Genomic DNA, 21,026 nt, shown 5'->3' on the forward strand with positions numbered 1-21,026 from the left:
TTTGTAATGTTCTTCACCAGAGTGACTGGGCATGCGACTGCCTGACGTTTCCCTCAACCTCCTCATTTCGCGAGATACCCGCCGTCCACCGCCAGCACGTGGCCGGTGGTCATTGCCGAGGCCGATCCGGCCAGGAAGATCATGGCGGACGCCACTTCGTCAGGCTCCGCAAGACGCTTCAGCGGCGTCAGGCTGCGGATCTTGTCCATCTGCTCCCGGTCGGCCATCAGATGATCGATCAGCGGTGTCCTGACCCAGGTCGGCGCCACCGCATTGACGCGAATGTCGTTGTCCGCCCATTCAACGGCGAGTGTGCGCGTGAGGTTCACCACGCCCGCCTTGGTCGACTGGTAGGAGACGTTCGGATGAAGGCCGCCGCCGGAAAAGCTCATGATCGACGCGGTGTTGATCACCACGCCCGGCACGCCGCGGCCGATCCAGGACCGCGCCGCCGTGCGCGAGCAGAGAAACATGCCCGTCAGGTTGACCGAGACAACGCTGTTCCACTCGTCCAGTGAGAGCTCGGTCGATGGGCGGCGAATGGAAATGCCCGCATTGTTGACGAGGATGTCGAGGCCGCCGACCTGCCGCTCCATGGCGGCGAAAACGGCAAGGATGTCGGTCTCGTGCGTGACGTCGAGGGCGGAGGCTGTCGCAACACCGCCAGCCTCCGCCACCTCCCGGCGCACGGCTTCCGCCGCCGAAAGGTCCCGGTCGAGAACCACGACATGTGCGCCGAAAGCGGCAAACATCAGCGCCGCCGCGCGGCCGATGCCCCCGCCGCCACCGGTGATGAAGACCCGCTTTTCATCGAGTCTGAACATCTTTTCGGGCGCTTTTGCACACATCATGTGTACGGTTCCCTATAATCCAAGTCTCAGCCGACGATCTTGCCGAAGGCGAGGACGAAGTTGGCGACGATCATTTCCGCACCGACGATCTCGCGGATCTGGAAGTCCGAGAACGGATCGCTGGCATTGCCGCCGATCTTGATCTCGGCGGTGCCGAGCGCGTGGCGGAGCGTTTCGGACTGGCCGAGCGAATTCTCGATGATCTGCGTTTCGACGGCCGCACTTTCCGGCGACGGAATGATGCGCGTCTGGAACCGCGGATGCAGCGCGGGCTTTTCGAAAGCCGGGCCATCGGCCTTGAAATCGATCTCGATCAGCGAGGTGCCGCGGCGGGACAGCTTCGCCGTGATCGCGATATCGCTCGCCTTCCACTCCACGTCGCCCATCTTCTTGGGATAGCCCCAGACCTCGCGGCCGACTGCCATGGAGTCGTCGTTGGTTACGATCTCGTAGAGCACATGGCCGCCGGGGCGGCCCTGGTAGCTCATCGGCACGACGATGCCGCCCTCGGCGTAAGAGCCGAGCGAACCACCGGCCGGCACGTCCATGATGAAGAATTCGATCACGTCGCCGCGCACGTCGAACTGCGCCGGAAGCGCCGCACGGATCGCCGCCTCGTCAACGCGGCAGAACACGCTGACCTTGCTGAAGGCTTTGTAATCAAACGGCGGCGCTTGATAGAGGGGCGAGCGTTGCGGGATGGAATAGGCCTGCTGAGACATGGGGATTGGAGTCTTTCCTGTATGTTCGCTTCAAGCCAAGTTTCACACTAATGAAAAAATGATGTCAAGATTTCATTTTGGTGATCGTCATAAATTCGTCTGCGAAACGAACTTGATCGTCTGGAAGGTCTCCAGGGCCTCTGGTCCGCCTTCGGAGCCGTAGCCGGAATCCTTGACGCCGTTGAACGGAACCTCTGCATAGGCGAGGCCGTAATCGTTGATCGACAGCATGCCCGTCTCGATATCCTCAGCGAAGCGCTGGGCATTTCGCTGGGAGCGTGTGAAGGCATAGGCGGCAAGGCCAAAGGGCAGCCGGTTGGCTTCGCCGATCGCCTCGTCGACCGTCTTGAAGCGATTGACGACCGCGACCGGGCCGAACGGCTCCTCGTTCATGATGGCCGCATCCAGCGGCACGTCGGCCAGCACTGTCGGCTCGAAGAAGAAGCCGGCATTGCCGATGCGGTTGCCGCCGGTCAGCAGGCGTCCGCCCTTGGCGACGGCATCGCCGATCAGGCGGTCCATCGCGTCGAGCCGGCGGGCGTTTGCCATCGGACCCATGGCGACGCCATCGGCCGAACCGTCGCCGACCTTCACCGCCTTTGCCGCGGTGAGGAAATCCGCGAGGAAATTGTCATAGGCCGGCTCTTCCACCAGCACGCGGGTCGGCGCGATGCAGACCTGGCCGGCATTGTGATACTTGTGCCCGGCCAGCATCGAAACGGCAGACGGCATGTCCGCGTCGGCGCAGACAATGTAGGGCGCGTGCCCGCCGAGCTCCATCGTCACCCGCTTCATATGCGCGCCGGCGAGCGCCGTCAGATGCTTGCCGACCGGTGTCGAGCCGGTGAAGGAAACCTTGCGGATGACCGGATGTGGAATGAGGTATTCCGAGATTTCCGACGGCACGCCGTAAAGGAGATTGATCGCCCCATCCGGGAAGCCGGCATCGGCAAAGGCCCGCACCATTGCGGCGCAGGAGGCCGGCGCTTCTTCGGCGGCCTTCAGGATGACGGTGCAGCCGGCGGCAAGGGCGGCGCAAATCTTGCGGATCGCCTGGGCGACCGGATAGTTCCACGGCGTGAAGGCCGCGACGACGCCGATCGGCTCCTTCACCACCATCTGCTGCACACCGGCCTTGCGGGCCGGGATGATGCGGCCATAGGAGCGGATCGCCTCTTCCGCAAACCAGCGGATGACGTCATCGGCATTGCGCAGTTCGGAGCGTGCTTCGGCAAGCGGCTTGCCCTGCTCCATGGTGAGGATCGGCGCGATGTCGTCGATGCGGGCGCGCAGGTTGTCGGCCGCCGCGTGCAGCAGTTTCGCGCGGTCGCGCGCCGTCGTCTTGCGCCACGTTTCAAAGGCTGCGGCAGCCGAAGCAAGCGCGCGATCCATGTCGGCTGTGGTTGCCTTCGCGACGCGACCGATTTCGCTGCCGGTCGCCGGGTTGAGGACGGGCAGCGTCTCGCCGCCCGTGCCATTGGTCCATTCGCCGGCGATGAAGAGTTGGGTATCAGGATACACTGTCTGTCTCGTTCAATATCGGATGGTCAACGGTCGAAGCATACGAGCGTGCGGGCAAGCACGCCTTGCTCGAGCCAGCGGAAGGCCTCATTGATCTGTTCGATCGGCACGCGCGCGCCGACCTGGCGGTCGAGATCGTAGCGGCCGGCGCGGTAGAGGCCGAGGATGCGCTCGAAATCACGTTCCGGAACGCCGCCGCCATAGTTGCTGCCGATGATGCGCTTCTGGGTGTTGGGCAGCGTCGAGGCCGGCAGGGAAACCATTTCGCCCTTCGCCGCGATGCCGACGGAAATGACCGAGCCGCCGAGCCGGACGCTGTCATAGGCGAGCGCGATTGCCGCCGGTCGCCCGGTGCAGTCGATGATGCTGTCCGGGCCGCGGCCGCGGCTCAGCGTTTTCAGTTCGGCGGTCACGTCCTGTATCGCGGAGTTCAGGAAGTGGGTGGCACCGAACGAACGCGCGACCCCTTCCTTTTCCGGGTTGATGTCGATCGCGACGACAGCCTCCGCGCCGGCCACCGACGCCGCGTGGATGGCATTGATGCCAACACCGCCGACGCCGATCACGCCGACCACATCGCCAGCCTCGACGCGCGCATCATTGACGACGGCGCCGAAGCCCGTCGTCACCGCACAGCCGACGAGGGCCGCGACCTCGAAGGGAATATCCTTCTCGATCTTCGAGCAGCCGGATTCCGGCACGACTGCGAGTTCGGCAAAGCTCGACACGCAGGTGAAGTGATTGACCGGTTTCTGCGCGCTGCCAAGCCGGCGTGCGCCATTCCACAACGTGCCGCCGCCAGCGGCCTCGCCATAGGTATCGCACATGGTGGGCAGGCGCTTGTAGCAATAGAAGCACTCGCCGCAATTCGGCGCCCAGGAGAGAATGACGTGATCACCCTTCTGCACCTTGGAAACGGCCGAGCCGGTGCGCTCGACGATGCCGGCAGCCTCATGGCCGAGAATGACCGGAAGCTTCGGCCGCGACTTGCCCTTCGCAGCGCTGAGATCGCTGTGGCAGACGCCGGTCGCGATGATGCGTACGAGCACCTCGCGGTCGCCCGGATCGGCGATCGGCACGTCTTCGATCACGAGGTCTTCGTTGAATGTATAGAGAACGGCGGCCTTCATTCTGACTGTCTCCCCTCGGGATCTGCAATTGTGTTGGTTTTACAGGACGTCATCGGCCCGTGCCGTGCAGCCTGTCCCAACTGCCTTCGACGGATATGGGCAGCCGGTGTTTCATGATGCGCTGGCTTGGCGTGCGTTCAAAATCCTCGACCACGGCGAGGTAGCGCGGGTTCTGGAACGGCGCCAGCCGTTGCGCGAGCCAATCGGAGAAGGCGGGATAGTCGATATCGGCACCTTCCTTCGGCTTGATGAAGAGCTTGATCTCCTGTTCGCCGATCTCCGCCTTGACGCCGATCAGTGCGCAGTCCTCCACCATCGGATGGCTGCCGGCGACATGTTCCACCTCAAAGGCGGAAACGTTCTCGCCCTTGACGCGAACGCTGTCCGTGAGGCGGCCGAGGAAATAGAGATTTCCGTCGGCATCGATCATACCGAGATCGCCGGTGTGGAACCCATCGGGCCGAAGCGCCTTGGCGGTCGCCTCCTCATTGCGGAAATAGCCGGCGAAGACCGCGCCCGCCTGACGCGGATGGACGACGATCTCGCCGTGTACGCCCGCCGCCACGGGCGAACCCTGTTCATCGAGGATTTCCACCGAAAGCCACGGCACGGGCGTGCCGACCGATCCGAGCACGCCGTTTGCATTGAAAGTGGTGATGCTGGAGGATTCCGTCATGCCGTAGCATTCGCGAAGCGGCATGCCGAAGCGTTCCTCGAAGGCGCGCCAGATATCGCGCGGGCACCCGCCGCCCCAGGCAACGCGTACCTTATGGTCCCGGTCGCGCTCGCTCTCCGGCTGTTTCAGGAGGATCTGCAAGACACCGCCGAGATAGTGGATCTGCGTCGCGCCGCAATCACGCACCTGATCCCAGAACCGGCTGGCGCTGAAGCGCTGCACCATGGACAGCGTGACATCGCGCAGAAGCGGGATCGGGATGAGCTGCGCGCCGCCGATATGGTAAAGCGGCTCCCAGACGAAGAAGACGTCGCCATCGCGCGCATCCGAGCAGAGCATGGCGCCTTCCGCCGCATAGCGCAGCATGCGATGCGTGACGCGAACACCCTTCGGGCGGCCGGTCGTGCCGGACGTATAGTTCAGCGCGAAGAGATCGTCCGCCGACGGTGGCGTCTCGGAAAAGACGTGTTCGCTGCCGGCGAGCCTGTCCAGCGCGCCCGGGTCCCCCGTCTCGGCGACAAGCCGGAACGCGTTCGTGTCCGCGCCGCAGTCCAGAATATTCGGGAGGAGATCGCGATTGGCGAAGACCACGCGCGGATCGCAATGTTCCAGGATGTACTTCAGCCCGTCGCCGCGCAATTGCACATTCACCGGCACCCAGACGGCGCCGCATTTGGCGATGGCGAACAGCACGGCGAGGCTGTCGGGGCTGTTGCGCAGCATGAGCGCGACGCGGTCGCCCTTCGCCACACCGAGATGGCGAAGCGCGACCGCCACACTGTCCGACTTGCGGTGCAGGTCGGCAAAGGTGATCGGCTCGCCATCGAAAGTGGCGTAGATGGCGTCGGGCGAAATGGCGGCCCGGGCCGGCAGGCGAGAAATGAAACCTTGGTCTTCCACGCTACGGTCCTGAAAATCATTGAATTTGAAAGCGGATCCAGCGTCCGGCTCAGCCGGACTCGGCCTTGCCTTTCGAGGCGAGGAACTGCTCCATCATGCGATTGGGCTCGCCGTCTTCATAGGCGATGCGCTGGTTGCGCACGCCAGCGGCAAGCGCATCGCGGAAGCGGGCTTCGGTGACTTCGCGAAAACGCTGCTTGTTGAGCTTCATGGCGAGCCGCGGCTTGGCGGCAAGCTCTTCGCCGAGCGCCAGCGACGCTTCGAGCACCTGTTCGCGCGGCACGATACGGTTGATGAGGCCGATCGCCACGCATTCGGCCGCTTCCATCATGCGACCGCTGAGCGTCAGGTCGGTTGTGCGGGCCAGGCCGATCATTTCCATCATGATCCAGGGACCGGTCGTGCTGGCGATGCCGGAATTGATTTCCGGCTGTCCCATCTTCACGCCATCATGGCCGATGCGGAAATCACCCAGCAGCGTCACCTGGAAGGCGGAGCCGGCGGCAAGGCCGTTCAGCGCCATGATCAGCGGCTTGGAAAGGCCGCGGATACGATCGTAGAGGCGCTCCCATTCGCCGATCCACAGTTCCGCGCGATCCGGATCGAAAGTCTTGGTCTCGTTCAGGTCCTGCCCGGCGCCGAAGGCGCGCTCGCCGGCCCCGGTGATGATGATCGCGCCGACGGACGCGTCGTGCTCGGCCGCCTCCAGCGCGTTCATCAGCGCCGATCGCATCGGCGAATGCCAGGCGTTCAGAACCTCGGGGCGGTTAAGCGTGATCACGCGGCAGGCGCCGCGCTGTTCCGTCAGGATGAAGTTTGTCATGGTTCCCATCGTATCGTAGTTTGATACTTTGTATCGTATTACAATACATGAAACTGTCAATAGAATTTTTCACGGCGCACGAAATCGGCCGCAGGTCGCCCGTCGGATTGTGGAAAACATGGGGACTGGAAATGCTCTAGAAGGTGGAGGACGCCTGCGAGATCGAGCGGGTGGCAGCGACCACCAGCGGGGCGAAAATCTCTTCCGCCTTTTCCGGCGTATAGCGCGCATTGGAGACGCCGATATTGACGGCGGCAACCGGACGTCCGGTCTGGTCGAGCACGGCGGCGGCGACCGAGAGATCGCCGGGGAAGAACTCGCCCCATGTGGTGGCGTAGCCGGCGTTGCGTGCAGTCTCCAGCCGTTCGGCGAGTGCTTCGACGGTATGAACCGTCTGCGGCGTGAAGGCCTGCAACGGCGAACGTTGAAGCAGCGACAGGGCTTCGTCCGTCGGCAACCGGGAGAGAATAGCCCGGCCGGGTGCCGTGCAGAAAGCGGGCATGCGGGTGCCGACCACCACGTCGGTGTTCAGCATGTGCCGGCTCATGAAGCGGGCGGCGAAGACGATCTCCGTGCCGTCGGGCAGGGTCAGGTTCACCGCCTCCTCCGTCTCGCGGCTGAGATGAAGCAGATAGGGCATGGCCTGGTTGACCAGCGGATTGGCGGTGATGAAATGGCGCGCCATTTCGAGGCTGCGCAGACTGAGCTCGAAACGCTTGGTCACCGGGTCCTTCTGGAGGTAGCCGAGCCTGTTCAGCGTATGGGTGAAACGTTGCGCCGCACTCTTGTCGAGGCCGACATTGGCGCCGATCTGCGCAAGGCTGAGGCTGCGATTCGTACCGTCGAAGGCTTCGAGAACCCGAAACGCCTTTTCCACCGACCGGACCATCAGCGGATCGGCGTCGACAGCACCCTTCGTGTCATCAGAGGACAAGCTCGTCACCTCGGCTATCGCATCGACGCGCCGAGGCGGGCGGCGTTGCGGTGTTTTCCCCGTGTAACCCGCCCTCCGATGATCGGCAAGATCACGCCGGGCGTTTGAACAGCCGGCCGGAATCCTGCCCCGCTCGCCAGCGGAAAGGGCCTATGTGGAAAACACGCCCTTCACGCTCGCCAGCGTCGCCATACCGGTGCGTTTAGGCCGGTTCATGCACGAAATGCCCGGCAGAAACCTCGCGGAACCGGCGTTTCGAGGGTATGTAGCCCACGGGCCGGATCGGGCTCTTGATTTCGCCGCCGGAAAGATCGAGCTTCGCCCTGCGCCGTGAGGGATCGGGCAACGGCACGGCCGCCATCAATTTGCGCGTATAGGGATGCTGCGGGCTTTCGAAGACGGCGCGACGCGAGCCGATCTCGACGATTTCGCCGAGATACATCACCGCGACCCGGTGGCTGACCCGCTCCACCACCGCCATGTCATGGCTGATGAAGAGATAGGCGAGGTTCAGGCTCTGCTGGAGGTCGAGGAGCAGGTTGCAGACCTGGGCCTTGATCGAAACGTCGAGCGCGGACACCGCCTCGTCGGCGACGATCACCTTAGGATCCAGCATCAGCGAGCGGGCAATCGCGATGCGCTGGCGCTGGCCGCCTGAAAATTCGTGCGGATAGCGTTTCATGATGTCGGCCTTGAGCCAGACACGCTCCAGGAGATCGACCGCCTTATCCCGAGCCTGCGGACCGGAGCCGAGCCGATGGGCGATGTAGGGCTCCATGACCGCAGCGCCGACGCTCATGCGCGGATCGAGGCTGGCGAACGGGTCCTGGAATACCATCTGGATGTTGCGCCGCATTTCCCTGAGCTTGGCCCGGCCGAGGCCCATGACGTCCTGGCCGTCGAGGGAGATGCGGCCCGACAGGGGCTCGACGAGGCGGATGATGGAGCGCCCGGTTGTCGACTTGCCGCAGCCGGATTCGCCGACGAGGGACAAAGTCTCGCCGGGCCTGAGATCGAAGGACACATCCTCGACGGCATGCACCGCGCCCGTCTTTCGCCCGAGAATTCCCGAGCGGATGGCAAAACGCGTCGTCAGGTTCCGCACCTCCAGCACGGGCCGCACGGACGCTTCGGGGACGCCGCCGTCGCTCGCTTCCCGGCTGGTCTCGCCGCTCTTGATGTCGATGACCGGGAACCGCATGGGCCGTTCCCGTCCCGCCATCGAGCCGAGACGCGGCACGGCCGAGAGGAGGGCCCGCGTATAGGGGTGCCGTCCTCCGGCAAAAAGCTCCCTGGTCGTGCCGGCATCGACGGCATCGCCGCGAAGCATGACGATCGTGCGGTCGGAAACCTCCGCCACCACGCCCATGTCGTGCGTGATGAACAGGACCGCCATGTCCTCCTCTTCCTGCAACGTCTTGATCAGGTTCAGGATCTGCCCCTGGATCGTCACGTCGAGCGCCGTCGTCGGTTCGTCGGCGATCAGCAGTTTCGGCTTCGAGGCCAGCGCCATGGCGATCATCACGCGCTGGCGCATGCCGCCGGAGAACTGGTGCGGATAGTCATCGAACCGGCCCTTGGCATTGGGTATCCGCACCTTGTCCAGCAACCGCAGCACCTCGGCCCGGGCGTCCGCGCCGGAAATGCTGCGATGGCAGGTGATGGCTTCGGCGATCTGCCTGCCGATCGGGAAGATCGGATTGAGCGAGGTCATCGGCTCCTGGAAGATCATCGCGATCTCGTTGCCGCGAACCTTGCGCATCTCCTCTTCGCCGTAGGCCGTAATCTCCCGGCCACCCAGGAAGACCTGTCCCTCGATGCGGCTGACATGTTTCGGCAGGAGCCGCATGATGGAGAGCGAGGTGACGCTCTTGCCCGAACCGGACTCCCCGACGATCGCCACGGTCTCCCTCGGCGCGACCGAAAAGCTCAGGTTCCGCACGACCGATTTCCACTGGTCGCCCGAGCGGAACGACGTGGTGAGATCGCGAACCGAGAGCACCGGTGGCGGGGTGGCAAGTGTGTCCATCTCGCTGTTTCCTCCTCAGGCCGCGGTCTGGAGGGGATCGACGGGATGCCTGGCGAGCGGCAGAACGTCGATGTCGTACATCCACGGATTGGCCGGCAGGCTGGTGATGATCTCGTGCAACTGCGTGGCATCGGCCGCGCGCCACAGGCCCCAGTTCTCGAAACGGCAGGGCACGCGCCACATGCGGATCAGATGCCCTTCCTTGATCAGTTCCGCGGCATGCGCCCGTTCGTCTCGGATGACCTTTTCCTTCAGGACGGGGTCCATGTCGTCGGCCCAACGAAGCTTGATATTGACCAGAAATTCCATTGGGTTTTCCCTCATTGCTTGGAGTTCAAATCGTTGATGATTGTGTTGGCGGCGTTGTAGCCAGGGATGCCGGTGACGTAGCCGCCCGGCCAGGTCCCGCCGCCCGACAGGTAGAGCCCTGAAAGCGGCGTGCGGTAATCGTGAGCCTTGCGATGCGGCCGCGCGCCGAAAAGCGCGTTCGGCAGCATGTCGCCATGCGTGATGTTCGACTGGACCAGGCCGAGTTCGCCCTCGATCTCGATCGGGTTGAGATATCGAAGCCCGACCAGACGCTGACGCAAATCGGGCATGTAATTCGAAAGCTCGTCGATGCAGATGTTGGCAAAGCGCTCGCCCGCCTCCGGCCAGCGTCCCTCGGTGAGCGTATAGGGCGCATGCCAGGCGTTGACGCTGAGAAGCTGGTGTCCGGCCGGCGCCAGGCCCGGCGACGTCGCCGAGAGCATCAGCCCCCACATGATCGGCCGCTCGGCGAGCCGGCCGGCCAGGCCATCCGCGATCGCCCGCTCGATATAGTCCAGCGAGGGCGCGATGCGGAACTGGACCTGCGCCGCCTGCGCCTGCTGCACGTCCGTCGGAAGGCCGGCATAGCGGGGGAAACCATCGAGCGCCAGAACCAGCTTGAAGGCGGAGCCGCGCATCGGCACGGCGGAAATCTCGCGCCGCACATCCGCACCGACCGCCGCGTCGTCGAGCATTTTGCCGAACAGCGTCTTGGGATTGATCGCCGAGAGCACGACCGGGGCGCGGAATTCGTCCCCTGCGAGAGTAACGACGCCGCAGGCGCGGCCCGAGGCATGCAGGATGCGCTCGCCAGGCGCGCCCTTGAGAATGGTGGCGCCATGCGCAAGGCAGCAGGCTTCGAGCGCGTCGATGATCGCCCCCATGCCGCCGACCGGCAGGCCGGTGGAGCCTCGGAGCGCGGCGCGGCGCGGGTCGTCCTCGTCCAGCGCCGCATAGGAGGCCAGCGAGATCGGGCGCATCATCAGCCCCACCGCCGATCCGGGCGCCGAGGGCGGGGTGAGCGTGGCATTGAGCGCCAGCATGCCGAGAAGCGCCTTGGCCTCCTCGGATCGCAGCCGCTCGTCGAGCAGCTGCCGCAGGCTTCCGCACATGACGCGATCGAAAAGCCCCGTCAGGTGGTCCGGCACGCCGCGCGCCGCATGGATCAGGTCGGGAGAGGGTTCGAACATCGAGGCACCCAGGTGCCGTCCCAATTCCTCCAGGTCGGACAGAAGGTCGAAATAGCGCTCCGCCTCACCGGGCGCATAGGCGTCGAACTGCGCGGCCAGCCGATCCCTGTCGCGCCAGCCGATGAAGGCGCCCCGCGGAAAGGGATGCACGACGGTCGGATCGACCCGGACGAATTTCAGGCCGAACTGCTCGAGCTGGAGCTCGGCGATGAAGCGCGGCTCGAAACTGCCGGGCGAATTGGTGAAGGCGCAGCGATAGCCCGGCAGGAACTCGAAGGTTCCGCATGGTCCACCGAGCGTGGGCCGCGCCTCGACCAGCAGCGGGCGCAGCCCCGCCTTGGCGAGATAGGCCGTGGCAACGAGGCCGTTGTGCCCTCCCCCCACGACGATGGCGTCATAGGCGCCCGTCGATATATCGGCGATGTTCGACATTCGGTTTTTCACTCGGCCAGAAAATCATTGGAGAAATAGGCCGACGCGTCCTTCTTGCCGAGCATCGAGCCGAACTGCGCGAGCGTTTCGTTCATCGATTCCCAATCGCTCTCGGCCATCCAGCCGAGCGGCTTGCCCGCGCTGGCCTTGGTGTGGAGCGAGGCTTCGTAGGCGTCGAGGACGCTGCGGTGGAATTCGGCCGGCTGGGTGTTGCCGGAAACCTTGAGGAAGATTTCGACCGCCTCGTCCTTGTGGGCGAAGGTGTATTCCATGCCCTTGCGGGTCGCCGCGAGGAAGCGCTTCACGATATCCGGGTTCTTCGCGAGGTAGTCGTCGTTGACGACGATGCCGAAGCCGAGATTGGTGACGCCCCAATCGGCATATTTCAGGATCTGGACGTCCTTGCCCTGCGCCTTCAACTGCGGGCCGTAGAAATAGTCGTCGCCGCTGATGCAATCGAGCCGGCCGGAAACGATGCCAGCGAATTTTGCGTCGCCCGGCATGTTGACGAGGCTGATATCCGCCGTTTCCAGGCCGTTGGCCTTCAGGAAGGCCGGCAGGATCTGACCGTCGGAACCGGTCGGCGTCGAGCCGATGCGCTTGCCCTTCACGTCGGCCGGCGACTTGATGGCGGGGTCGGCGCAGACCAGCGAGATCGGCCCCTGCTGCCACCAGCCGGCGACCGCCGTGATCGGCACGCCGGCCGAGACGGACTGGGCGACCGTCGACAGATTGGCGTGGCCGATCGGATCGGCATTCTCGCCGACCACCATGGTGGTGGTCTTCGATCCCTGGCCTTGGGCGATCTCCACGTCGAGATCGACCTCGTCGTAAAAACCCTTCTCCTTGGCGAGGATCATCGGCGTCTGTCCCGCCCACCAGCTCCAGTCCAGGCGAAGGCGGATGCTGTCGGCCGCATAGGCCGTGGAGCTCATCAGAGACAGGGCAAGAAGTGCTGCGCCTGCATGTTTGAAACGTGTCATGTCCGGGTCCTTTCCAGGGAGATCAGGCGGCGTCTTCGGCATCGTCGCGGATGACGCCCATGCGTTCGAAGTGGATGAGGATCTGGTCGACGATCCCGGTGAATTCCGGCGTGCTGCGGATCGAAAGCCGGCGACGGCGCGGCAGCGGCACATCGAGAACCGCCTCGACGCGGCCGGGGCGCGGCGCCATCACCACGATACGGTCCGACAGGAAGACCGCCTCCTGGATGCTGTGCGTGACGAAGACGACGGTCGGCCGCGAGCGAAGCCAGAGCGACTGCAGATCGACCATCATCTGGTCGCGCGTCAGCGCATCGAGGGCACCGAACGGTTCGTCCATGAGAAGCAGCGACGGGTCGTGGACCAAAGCCCGGCAGACGCTGACCCGCTGGCTCATGCCGCCGGAAAGCTGGTGCGGATAGGCATTCTCGAAGCCGGCGAGGCCGGCGGCGGCGAGCAGGTCGCGGGCCTTGGCACGATACTCCGCCTCCGGCAGGCCGCGCGCTTCGGCTTGCAGCATGACATTGCCGATGACGCTGCGCCAATCGAGCAGCACGGGCGACTGGAAGACGAAACCGAGATCGGTCTCCGCCCGGGTGACCGGCCTGCCGCCGACCGAAAGTTCACCGGACGTGGGAAAATCAAGCCCGGCGACAAGCCGCAGCAACGTGCTCTTGCCACAGCCGCTCGGTCCCACGATGGAGAGGAATTCACCCGGCTGGATATCGATGGAGGTCGGCACCAGGGCTTCCAGCCCGGCATAGGACTTGGAGACGCGGTCGATGGTGATGGACTTGCCCATGTCGTTCTCCTCAACGTCCGTCGCTGCGCAGCGAGCGATGCCAGGGCATCAGCCGGGCCTCGATCATCTGCACGATGGTGAAGCTGATGACGCCGATCAGCGCCAGAAGGATGAGTGCCGCAAACATCAGCGCGGTCTGCAACTGCCCGCTGGCAAGCAGGATCAGGTAGCCGAGGCCCCGGTCCGAGCCGACGAATTCGCCGACGACCGCACCCACCACGGCAAGCGTCACGCAGACCTTCAGGCCGCCGAACAGGCTTGGCAGGGCATGCGGCAGATGGATCTTGCGGAACATCTGCGCGGGCGAGAGGCCCATGGTCTTGCCGAGGAAAACCATGTCCTCCGGCACGCTCTTCAGGCCGACCACTCCGCTGATGACGACCGGGAAGAAGGCCATCAGCACGCCGACCACGATATTGGTATGCAGCCCGAAGCCGAGCCAGACGAGAATGAGCGGCGCCAGCGCCACCTTCGGCACCGCCTGGCTGGTGACGAGAAGCGGGTAGACCGCGTCCTCGAACCATTGGAACCGGGCGATCATCAGCGCCAGCGGCAGCGCGATGACGATGCTGAGCAGGAAGGCGATCAGCGTTTCGAATGCCGTGATGCCGGAGTGATACATCAGGACCGGGAACTGCGAGACGAGCGTCGTGGCGACGGCGCCCGGCGACGGCAGCAGATAGGGCGCCGGCTGGAAGGCCGACACGACGAACTGCCAGAGCGCGACGATCACCACCAGCGACAGGATCGGCGATACGACGCGGGAGAGCCGTATCGGCACCCCTCCGCCACCCGTCCATCGCATTTTCACATCGGCTTGATTCATCGTACTCTCCGGTTTTCTCTGGTGGCGGCGGACACTTTCCGCCGCGCCGCCACCGGTTTTCATGCGGCGTTGGCCGTCTTTGCCAGGGCTGCCGGCGCAAAACCGTCGCGGAACAGCTTCAGCCAGTTGCCGCCGGCGATCTTGGCGATTTCCTCGGCCGAGAAGCCGCGCTTTTCCAGCCCCTCGAGGATGTTAGGGAAATCGACCGGCGACTGGAACCAGGACGGCCATTTCGAGAAGCCCTTGATCGGAATGGCGCTTTCGCGGGCCCAGCGGCCGGCGCGCCACCACTTGATCTGGCTTTCCGGCCAGCCGTCATAAAAATCCGTGCCGAAGCCGACATAGTCGGCGCCAACGAGATCGACCGTCCAGGACACCATGTCAAGGAAGGTGTCGAGCGTGCAGTCCGATCCGTTCTTCATGATCTTGGGATAGTTGCTGAGACCGATGACGCCGCCGGTTTCGGCGAGCCGCTTGATCAACGCCGTCGACTTGTTGCGGCGGTTGAGTTCGATGTCGGTGCCGACGAATTCCTGCGGATTGGCATGGGTGACCGCAATCGGCCGCGACGAATATTCGATCGCGTCGAAGCAGGTGCGCTCGGTGCAATGGGAGACGTCCACGACCATGCCGACGCGGTTCATCTCGGCGATGACATTGCGGCCGAAGAACCGGGAGACGCCCGCCTCGTCGGGCTCCCAGCAACCGGAAGCGACGCGGTTCTGCACATTGTAGGTGAGCTGCGCGATGCGGACGCCGAGCTGGTAGAAGATCTCGACCAGTTCGATATCGTCCTCGAAGGGCGAGGTATCCTGAAAGCCGTAGACGACCGCGGTGCGGCCGGAGGCGGCGATGCGCTCGATGTCGTCGCCGGTCGTCGCCAGCGCGATCAGGTCGGCATTGGCCTCCAGAAGGCGATTCCATTCGCCGATCACGCTGAGGGTTTCGCGCGCATTTTCCCAGATCGACAGCGTCACATGCACACAATCCACACCGCCGCGCCTCCACTCCTCGAAGCGGGCCCGTTCCGGCCTGTTATATTGCAACGCATCGATCAACAGGGGCCTTTTAGCCGAAATTGTCATCGGATTTCCTTTCCATTCATGGTCAATGTGCGAAGGGGTCGGCCGCCGGCCCGTATTCGGTGACGATCGATTTGATCTGGGAGAATTCCTCCATGGCCTCGACGCCGTTCTCTCGGCCGATGCCGGATTGTTTGTAGCCGCCGAAGGGAACGCGCAGATTGATCGCCCGGTAGGTGTTCACCCACACGGTTCCGGCCTGCAACTGCCGCGAGACGCGCCGCACGCGCCCGACGTCCCGCGTCCAGAAACCGGCGGCGAGGCCGTATTCGACGCCATTGGCCATGGAGATCGCTTCCTCTTCGGTCGCAAACCGCTGGATCGTCACCACCGGTCCGAAAATCTCCTCGCGGCAGATCCGCATGTCGCTTGAAACGTCCAGCACGACGGTCGGTTCGACCCAGTAACCGTCGGCGAATTCCGGCCCGATGTCCGGTTTGCGGCCGCCCGAGACGACGCGCGCCCCCGCCTCGACGGCTTCGGCGACGAAACCGTTGATGCGGTCATATTGCCGCCGGTTTGCCACCGGCCCGATATGTGCCTTCGGCGACGACGGCGGGCCAAGGCGGATGCGGGCGACCGAGGCGACATAGCGCTCGACGAAGGTGTCGTAGATCCCGGATTGCACGAGGATGCGTGAGCCGGCGACGCAGGTCTGGCCGCTGCCGGAAAAGGCGCCTTGCGTGGCGGCGATCACGGCACCGTCGATGTCGCCATCGGCAAAGACGATGTGCGCCGACTTGCCGCCCGCCTCGCAAACGAACCGCTTCATGCCGGCGGCAACTTTTGCGCCGAGGACCTTCGCCGTGGCTGTGCTGCCCGTGAAACTCACCATCTGCACGTCGGGATGGGTGGCGAGCGCCTCGCTGGCAATCGCATCGCCGATCACGACATTGACGCTGCCGGGCGGAAAACCTGCCTCCATCGCCAGTTCGGCAAGCGCAATGCTGGAGCCCGGCGCTTCCGCCGGCGGCTTCAGGATCACCGTATTGCCCATGGCCAGCGCCGGCGCCAGCTTCCACGAGCCGAGCGACAGCGCGCCGTTGAAGGGCGTAATAGCGACGACGACGCCGAGCGGCTCGCGCACGATGCGGGCATCGGCACTGCGCGATACCGTGCGGAAAATGTCGTCATGGGTATCAAGGGCGCTGGCGTAATAGTCGTACCACGACGCCGTCGCCTTCATCTCGGCGGTCGTTGCAGCATGGCTCTTCCCATTGGCGAGGCTTTCGAGCGCACCGAGGCGCTCCGCATTGGCCACGATCAACGCGGCCAACTTGCGCAGCAGCGCCGCCCGGTCGTAACCCGTCATGGAGGCCCAGGGTTCGCTGCGGAAGGTTGCCGCCGCATGCGCGACCGCGCTTTCGACGGCCTCGTCGGACACGTAGCTCTTCGCCCAGACGGCGCCCGTCGCGGGGTCGTAGAGGGGAATTTCACGACCACCCGGTGCGACGGCGGAGCCCCCGACATAGGAAGTGAAAATGTCCTGGTTGGCGGATGTAGGCATGCTCAAGACCGGTTCCTCTTGTGGTATGCGCGCAGTCGACCTGCTCACAGTTTGATCTTCGGGTTGAAGTGCGCGTAAAGAACGTCGACGGCGAAGTTGATCAGCACGAAGGCCAGCGCCAGGATCAGGATGCCGCCCTGGATCAGCGGAATGTCGCGGGTCGAAATCGCCTGGTACATGGCAAGACCGATGCCCGGCCAGGAGAAGATGGTCTCCGTGAGCACGGCGCCGCTGAGCAGGAAGCCCATCTGCATGCCGATCACGGTGATGATCTGCGGCATGGCGTTTGGCAGCGCATGGCGCAGCACGACGCGGCCTTCGCGTATGCCCTTCGCGCGGGCGGTGCGGATGTAATCGCTGTTGATCACCTCGAGCAGCGACGAGCGGGTCATGCGGGCAATCGTCGCCAGCGACCATGCGGCAAGGGTGATCGACGGCAGGACCATATGGGCCGCCAGGCCGAGCACGCCGCCATCGCCGCCGACACTCTGCATCCCGCTGACCGGCAGGAGGCGCAGCTTGAGGCCGAAGATCATGATCAGCACGAGGCCGAGCCAGAACGACGGCATCGAGTTGAAGAACAGCACGACGACCGACAGCGACTGGTCCCGGGCCGAGCCGGGCTTCAGCGCCGCCCAGGTGCCGGCGGCAACACCGACGACAGCGGCCAGGATGATGGCGGCGACGGCCAGAAGGGCCGTATTGCCCAGCCGCTCGGCAATGACGGTGGCGACGGGCTGGGCAAAGGTGAAGGACTGGCCGAGATCGCCTTGCAGCAGATTGCCGACATAGATCAGGTATTGCACATAGAGCGGCTCATGCAGGCCCATGCTGAGCCGCAAGGCTTCCTTGGCCTCCTCGGAGGCGGTGCCGCCGAGCATCATGTCGGCCGGGTCGCCCGGGATGATCTTGGCGAGCAGGAAGGTCGCGACCGTGACGCCGATGATGACGGGAACGATCTGAACCATGCGCCGGATGGTAAAGACGAGCATCTCTCTAGGTCCGCTGCTTGTTGAAACGAGGGTCGAGGTAATCCCGGGCGCTATCGCCCACGAGATTGAACGCGACGGCGAGGAGCACGATGGCGAGGCCCGGAATGGTCGCCACATGGGCGGCGGTGGCGAGCGCCGCGCGGCCGCTCGACAGCATCAGCCCCCATTCGGGCGACGGCGCCTGCGGCCCGAGGCCGAGAAAGCTGAGGCTCGACGAGAGGATGACATTGCGGCCGGTCTGGAGCGTGCCGTAGACGATCGCCGGCCCGAGGATATTGGGCAGGATATGCCGGAGCGCGATCCGGCTGTCGCGGAAACCGAGCGCATGCGCCGCCTCGACGAACACCTCTTCCTTCACCCCGAGCACCGTGCCCCGGATGATGCGCCCGAAGGCGGGAACCGTCACCACCACCATGGCGATGATCATCGAGGAGAGGCCCGGCCCGAGCGCCGCGCTGATGCCGAGCGCCAGCAGGATGCCCGGAAAGGCGAACATGATGTCGAAGAACCGCATGATCACGGTATCGAGGAACCCGCCGACATAACCCGAGATCAGCCCCAGAAGCCCGCCGATGAAGAGCGCGATCACGGTCGGCACGATCGCCACCAGGAGCGCATAGCGCGTCCCATGGATCAGGCGGCTCAGGATGTCGCGGCCCAGCTCATCGGTGCCGAGAATGTTCCAGCCGGAAAACACGCCCCTGTAGCGCTCCAGCGGGTTCGCCCGCAACGGATCGAACGGCGACAGCCAATCGGCAAAAATCGCGGCGAAGACGATGACGGCCATGATGCCGAGACCGATGGCGAGCGAGGGATTGGCAAGCACGCCACGCAGCGCCCTTCTCCCTTTGCCCGCCGGGCCGGCTTGGTGTTCGATCAGGCTCGTCATCGTCTTACTCCGTCGCGGTTTCGGCGATCAGGCGGCGTGCCAAAGCTTGCCGAGGTTCGGGATCTGGTCCTTGAGACCGACGGCCCGGAGCGCCCGCCAGAGCGTCGCCTGGTTGCTCGATACGACCGACACGCCGGTATCCATTTCCAGGTAGGGAAGGATCGGGAACGTCCGGTAGGTGCCGCAGGAGATTAGGATCGCATCGCACTTTCCGGCCGCCTTGAAGGCCTGCTTGCCGAGCTTGTAGGCGCTGTCGGCATCGTGAACGCTTGCATCGAAGGGATCGGTGATCTGCAAGCCGAGCATCGAGGCGATCTTGAAGCCTTTCGCCTCCATGAAGGCGCCCATCTTCTCGTTGACCTCGTCGGAATAGATCGTCGCGACCGCAATCGACGTCGCGCCAAGGGCCTTCAGCGCATCCATCTGGGCCGCCATCATGGTGATGGCCGGAATGCCGGTCTCGGCCTCGATCTGCGCGCAGACCTCCTCGTCATGACCGACGCCGCGCAAAAAGGTTCCCGGCGCGCCGCACTGGACGATGAGGTCCACCTTGGCGGTCGCGAGCTGGCGCGAGGCCTCCAGCACCTGGGACATCATGACCTTCAGGCCGTCTTCATCGACCCGCGGCACGATGGTGCGCGCATCGGCGAAGGCGACGCCGACGGGGGCGACGGAACGCCATTCCTCGGCGCCCTCGATGGCCGTCGCCGGCCTCATCTGCCCGATACGGGCGCGCCAACCTAACATCATGGTGATCTCTCCTTTTTCATTTTTCGATTGGAAACAGCGGGTTACTTGACCTGGATACGGGGGTAGTCGATGAAGACGGACCTTGCCGGGACGATGCCGCCGATCCGGGCGCTCAAGACCCTGGGCAGGCGATCCTGGTAGAGGAATATCCACGGGCTATCGTCGGTGATGCGTTCGGCCGCCTGGCGGTAGAGGTCGAGACGCCTGGTCGCGTCGCTCTCGCCGCGCGCCTCGAGGAACAGCCGGTCGGCCTCGGCATTGGCGAACCATCCGCGGTTCACGCCGCGCGGCGGCTGCTGATCGCCGGCAAACATGCGCTCCAGCCAGTAGGCGCTGTCCGCGCCCGTGGTCCAGCCGTTGAACGAGCCGTGCACGTCGCCCCTGTAGCCAGGCCCCTCGGTCGAGACGAGCGTCGCGAATTCAAGGAACTGCGGCTCCAGCGTGATGCCGACCTCGCCAAGATCCTGTTGCAGGAGCGCGACGACGTCCGCTGCCTGGCCAAAGCCCGGCCCGCTGTTCGGCGCCAGGATTTTCAGCGTGACCGGCGTGGTGACACCGGCCTCGGCCAGCAGCTCCTTGGCCTTCGCCGGATCGTAGGTGTAGGTGATGCCGATATTGCTCGGCAGTTCGTTGCCGCTCGGGACGGCCCCGCCCAGCGGCGTGACCTGCCCGTTGAGCAGGGCGGCGAAGTTGTCCCGGTTGACGGCATAGTTCAGCGCCTGCCGGAACAGCTTGTTGTCGGTGTATTGCGCCTTGGTGTTCAGCCGGACGAAATACTGGTTCGCCGGCTCCGGATACTGGATCTGCAAACTCGGATCGACGGCAAGCTGGGCGATCTGCTGCGAGCTGGCACTCGGAATGATGTCGACCTGGCCCGTCTGCAAGGCGATCGCCATGGCCGTCGGATCCGTCACCGGCCGGAAAACCAGCTCTTCGACGCCGGCCGCCCCGCCCCAATAGGTGTCGTTTCTCTTCAAATCGAGCTGCTTGCCCTGCTGGAAGGAGGCGAGCGTGAACGGCCCCGTGCCCACCGGGGTGAGACCCATGGCATCGCCCTTGTGGGCCACGATCGCCGCCGGGCTGACGATGCTGGCGCGCCGGTCGCTCAGAAGGCGCAGCAGGCCGGAGAACGGCTCCTTCACCGTGATTTCGAAGGTCCGCGCATCGACCGCCGCGGTGCTGGCGATCCAGCGGGTCAGGAAGGTCATGTTGCCCGCGGCGCGATCGTCGTAATTCGCGGAGGCCTTGTCCATGATGCGGGCGAAATTCGCCTGAACGGCCTCCGCGTCGAATTCGGTGCCGTCATGGAACGTGACGCCGGTGCGAAGCGTGAAGCGGTAGGTGAGGCCGTCCTCGCTCGTCGTCCAGCTCTCCGCCAGGCCGCCCTTCAACGCCGGGGCGGTATCGGTCGCGGCCGACAGATCCTCGCGCACCAGCGGATCGAAGATCGCGTCGATCACCCGCAGGCCCGGCGTTCCGGTCATGCGATGCGGATCGAGCGGCGGCACGGCGCCTTCGGAGCCGATGACGACGGTCTGCGCCTGCGCCACCTGGGGCGCGATGAGGACAGAACTGGCAATAAGGTATGCGAATGCGGTCGCCGAACGGCGTTTCATCAACATATTCAACATCCTGCTCCCCTTTTTGATGGATTTCACTTGCGACGAGGATGAGTGGC

The 21,026-nt window shown here is 64.6% G+C and carries 19 protein-coding genes; all 19 read right to left on the reverse strand.

Annotation, left to right across the window (positions count from 1 at the left end):
• Positions 1-62: 62 nt before the first annotated feature.
• The 19 genes from VGN93_RS24725 to VGN93_RS24815 all read right to left on the reverse strand — a co-directional run bounded on the left by VGN93_RS24725 (position 63) and on the right by VGN93_RS24815 (position 20,970).
• A complete protein-coding gene (locus VGN93_RS24725) occupies positions 63-824 on the reverse strand; it encodes an SDR family NAD(P)-dependent oxidoreductase (RefSeq protein WP_327509639.1) in 762 nt (253 codons plus the stop codon).
• Between the two features lie 53 nt (positions 825-877).
• A complete protein-coding gene (locus VGN93_RS24730; protein WP_327509640.1) occupies positions 878-1,573 on the reverse strand; it encodes an acetoacetate decarboxylase family protein in 696 nt (231 codons plus the stop codon).
• 87 nt (positions 1,574-1,660) lie between these two features.
• Positions 1,661-3,094: an NAD-dependent succinate-semialdehyde dehydrogenase gene (locus VGN93_RS24735; protein ID WP_327509641.1), complete on the reverse strand. Its 1,434-nt coding sequence runs from the start codon at positions 3,092-3,094 to the stop codon at positions 1,661-1,663.
• Between the two features lie 26 nt (positions 3,095-3,120).
• Positions 3,121-4,224, reverse strand: coding sequence for a zinc-binding dehydrogenase (locus VGN93_RS24740; RefSeq protein WP_327509642.1), 1,104 nt, complete (start codon positions 4,222-4,224; stop codon positions 3,121-3,123).
• Between the two features lie 49 nt (positions 4,225-4,273).
• A complete protein-coding gene (locus tag VGN93_RS24745) occupies positions 4,274-5,800 on the reverse strand; it encodes an AMP-binding protein (RefSeq protein ID WP_327509643.1) in 1,527 nt (508 codons plus the stop codon).
• A 49-nt stretch (positions 5,801-5,849) separates the two neighbouring features.
• Positions 5,850-6,623: an enoyl-CoA hydratase/isomerase family protein gene (locus VGN93_RS24750; protein WP_327509644.1), complete on the reverse strand. Its 774-nt coding sequence runs from the start codon at positions 6,621-6,623 to the stop codon at positions 5,850-5,852.
• 136 nt (positions 6,624-6,759) lie between these two features.
• A complete protein-coding gene (locus VGN93_RS24755; RefSeq protein ID WP_327509645.1) occupies positions 6,760-7,566 on the reverse strand; it encodes an IclR family transcriptional regulator in 807 nt (268 codons plus the stop codon).
• Between the two features lie 193 nt (positions 7,567-7,759).
• Positions 7,760-9,586, reverse strand: coding sequence for an ABC transporter ATP-binding protein (locus VGN93_RS24760; RefSeq protein WP_327509646.1), 1,827 nt, complete (start codon positions 9,584-9,586; stop codon positions 7,760-7,762).
• 15 nt (positions 9,587-9,601) lie between these two features.
• Complete coding sequence (locus tag VGN93_RS24765; protein ID WP_319312893.1) at positions 9,602-9,895, reverse strand: muconolactone Delta-isomerase family protein; 294 nt, start codon at positions 9,893-9,895, stop codon at positions 9,602-9,604.
• Positions 9,896-9,906: 11 nt separating this feature from the next.
• Positions 9,907-11,517 (reverse strand): NAD(P)/FAD-dependent oxidoreductase, encoded by a 1,611-nt coding sequence (locus tag VGN93_RS24770; protein WP_327509647.1) that lies wholly within the window; start codon positions 11,515-11,517, stop codon positions 9,907-9,909.
• Positions 11,518-11,525: 8 nt separating this feature from the next.
• Positions 11,526-12,500: an ABC transporter substrate-binding protein gene (locus tag VGN93_RS24775; RefSeq protein ID WP_327509648.1), complete on the reverse strand. Its 975-nt coding sequence runs from the start codon at positions 12,498-12,500 to the stop codon at positions 11,526-11,528.
• 22 nt (positions 12,501-12,522) lie between these two features.
• Entirely contained in the window at positions 12,523-13,302 is a 780-nt protein-coding gene (locus VGN93_RS24780; RefSeq protein WP_327509650.1) for an ABC transporter ATP-binding protein, read from the reverse strand.
• 10 nt (positions 13,303-13,312) lie between these two features.
• Entirely contained in the window at positions 13,313-14,128 is an 816-nt protein-coding gene (locus VGN93_RS24785) for an ABC transporter permease (RefSeq protein WP_327509651.1), read from the reverse strand.
• Between the two features lie 59 nt (positions 14,129-14,187).
• Positions 14,188-15,213 (reverse strand): dipeptidase, encoded by a 1,026-nt coding sequence (locus VGN93_RS24790; protein ID WP_319312884.1) that lies wholly within the window; start codon positions 15,211-15,213, stop codon positions 14,188-14,190.
• Positions 15,214-15,235: 22 nt separating this feature from the next.
• On the reverse strand, positions 15,236-16,717 hold the full coding sequence (locus tag VGN93_RS24795; RefSeq protein ID WP_327510023.1) for an aldehyde dehydrogenase family protein: 1,482 nt from the start codon (positions 16,715-16,717) through the stop codon (positions 15,236-15,238).
• 44 nt (positions 16,718-16,761) lie between these two features.
• Positions 16,762-17,709: an ABC transporter permease gene (locus VGN93_RS24800; RefSeq protein ID WP_327509652.1), complete on the reverse strand. Its 948-nt coding sequence runs from the start codon at positions 17,707-17,709 to the stop codon at positions 16,762-16,764.
• Between the two features lie 4 nt (positions 17,710-17,713).
• Positions 17,714-18,598 carry an ABC transporter permease gene (locus VGN93_RS24805; protein WP_327509653.1) on the reverse strand — a complete coding sequence of 295 codons (885 nt, stop codon included), beginning with the start codon at positions 18,596-18,598 and terminating at the stop codon, positions 17,714-17,716.
• A gap of 27 nt (positions 18,599-18,625) precedes the next feature.
• Positions 18,626-19,348: a maleate cis-trans isomerase family protein gene (locus VGN93_RS24810; RefSeq protein ID WP_327509654.1), complete on the reverse strand. Its 723-nt coding sequence runs from the start codon at positions 19,346-19,348 to the stop codon at positions 18,626-18,628.
• Between the two features lie 41 nt (positions 19,349-19,389).
• On the reverse strand, positions 19,390-20,970 hold the full coding sequence (locus tag VGN93_RS24815) for an ABC transporter substrate-binding protein (RefSeq protein WP_327509655.1): 1,581 nt from the start codon (positions 20,968-20,970) through the stop codon (positions 19,390-19,392).
• Positions 20,971-21,026 lie beyond the last annotated feature (56 nt).

Origin of the sequence: Shinella sp. (assembly GCF_035998705.1) — a bacterium.
Lineage (GTDB): Bacteria > Pseudomonadota > Alphaproteobacteria > Rhizobiales > Rhizobiaceae > Shinella.

Bases quoted from the DNA above. Each gene is read 5' to 3' on its own strand.
- VGN93_RS24730 (WP_327509640.1), bottom strand. From the start codon at position 1,573: ATGTCTCAGCAGGCCTATTCCATCCCGCAACGCTCGCCCCTCTATCAA.
- VGN93_RS24815 (WP_327509655.1), bottom strand. From the start codon at position 20,970: ATGTTGATGAAACGCCGTTCGGCGACCGCATTCGCATACCTTATTGCC.
- VGN93_RS24780 (WP_327509650.1), bottom strand. From the start codon at position 13,302: ATGGGCAAGTCCATCACCATCGACCGCGTCTCCAAGTCCTATGCCGGG.
- VGN93_RS24775 (WP_327509648.1), bottom strand. From the start codon at position 12,500: ATGACACGTTTCAAACATGCAGGCGCAGCACTTCTTGCCCTGTCTCTG.
- VGN93_RS24790 (WP_319312884.1), bottom strand. From the start codon at position 15,213: ATGACAATTTCGGCTAAAAGGCCCCTGTTGATCGATGCGTTGCAATAT.
- VGN93_RS24785 (WP_327509651.1), bottom strand. From the start codon at position 14,128: ATGAATCAAGCCGATGTGAAAATGCGATGGACGGGTGGCGGAGGGGTG.
- VGN93_RS24805 (WP_327509653.1), bottom strand. From the start codon at position 18,598: ATGACGAGCCTGATCGAACACCAAGCCGGCCCGGCGGGCAAAGGGAGA.
- VGN93_RS24795 (WP_327510023.1), bottom strand. From the start codon at position 16,717: ATGCCTACATCCGCCAACCAGGACATTTTCACTTCCTATGTCGGGGGC.
- VGN93_RS24800 (WP_327509652.1), bottom strand. From the start codon at position 17,709: ATGCTCGTCTTTACCATCCGGCGCATGGTTCAGATCGTTCCCGTCATC.
- VGN93_RS24810 (WP_327509654.1), bottom strand. From the start codon at position 19,348: ATGATGTTAGGTTGGCGCGCCCGTATCGGGCAGATGAGGCCGGCGACG.
- VGN93_RS24760 (WP_327509646.1), bottom strand. From the start codon at position 9,586: ATGGACACACTTGCCACCCCGCCACCGGTGCTCTCGGTTCGCGATCTC.
- VGN93_RS24740 (WP_327509642.1), bottom strand. From the start codon at position 4,224: ATGAAGGCCGCCGTTCTCTATACATTCAACGAAGACCTCGTGATCGAA.
- VGN93_RS24725 (WP_327509639.1), bottom strand. From the start codon at position 824: ATGTTCAGACTCGATGAAAAGCGGGTCTTCATCACCGGTGGCGGCGGG.
- VGN93_RS24750 (WP_327509644.1), bottom strand. From the start codon at position 6,623: ATGACAAACTTCATCCTGACGGAACAGCGCGGCGCCTGCCGCGTGATC.
- VGN93_RS24765 (WP_319312893.1), bottom strand. From the start codon at position 9,895: ATGGAATTTCTGGTCAATATCAAGCTTCGTTGGGCCGACGACATGGAC.
- VGN93_RS24770 (WP_327509647.1), bottom strand. From the start codon at position 11,517: ATGTCGAACATCGCCGATATATCGACGGGCGCCTATGACGCCATCGTC.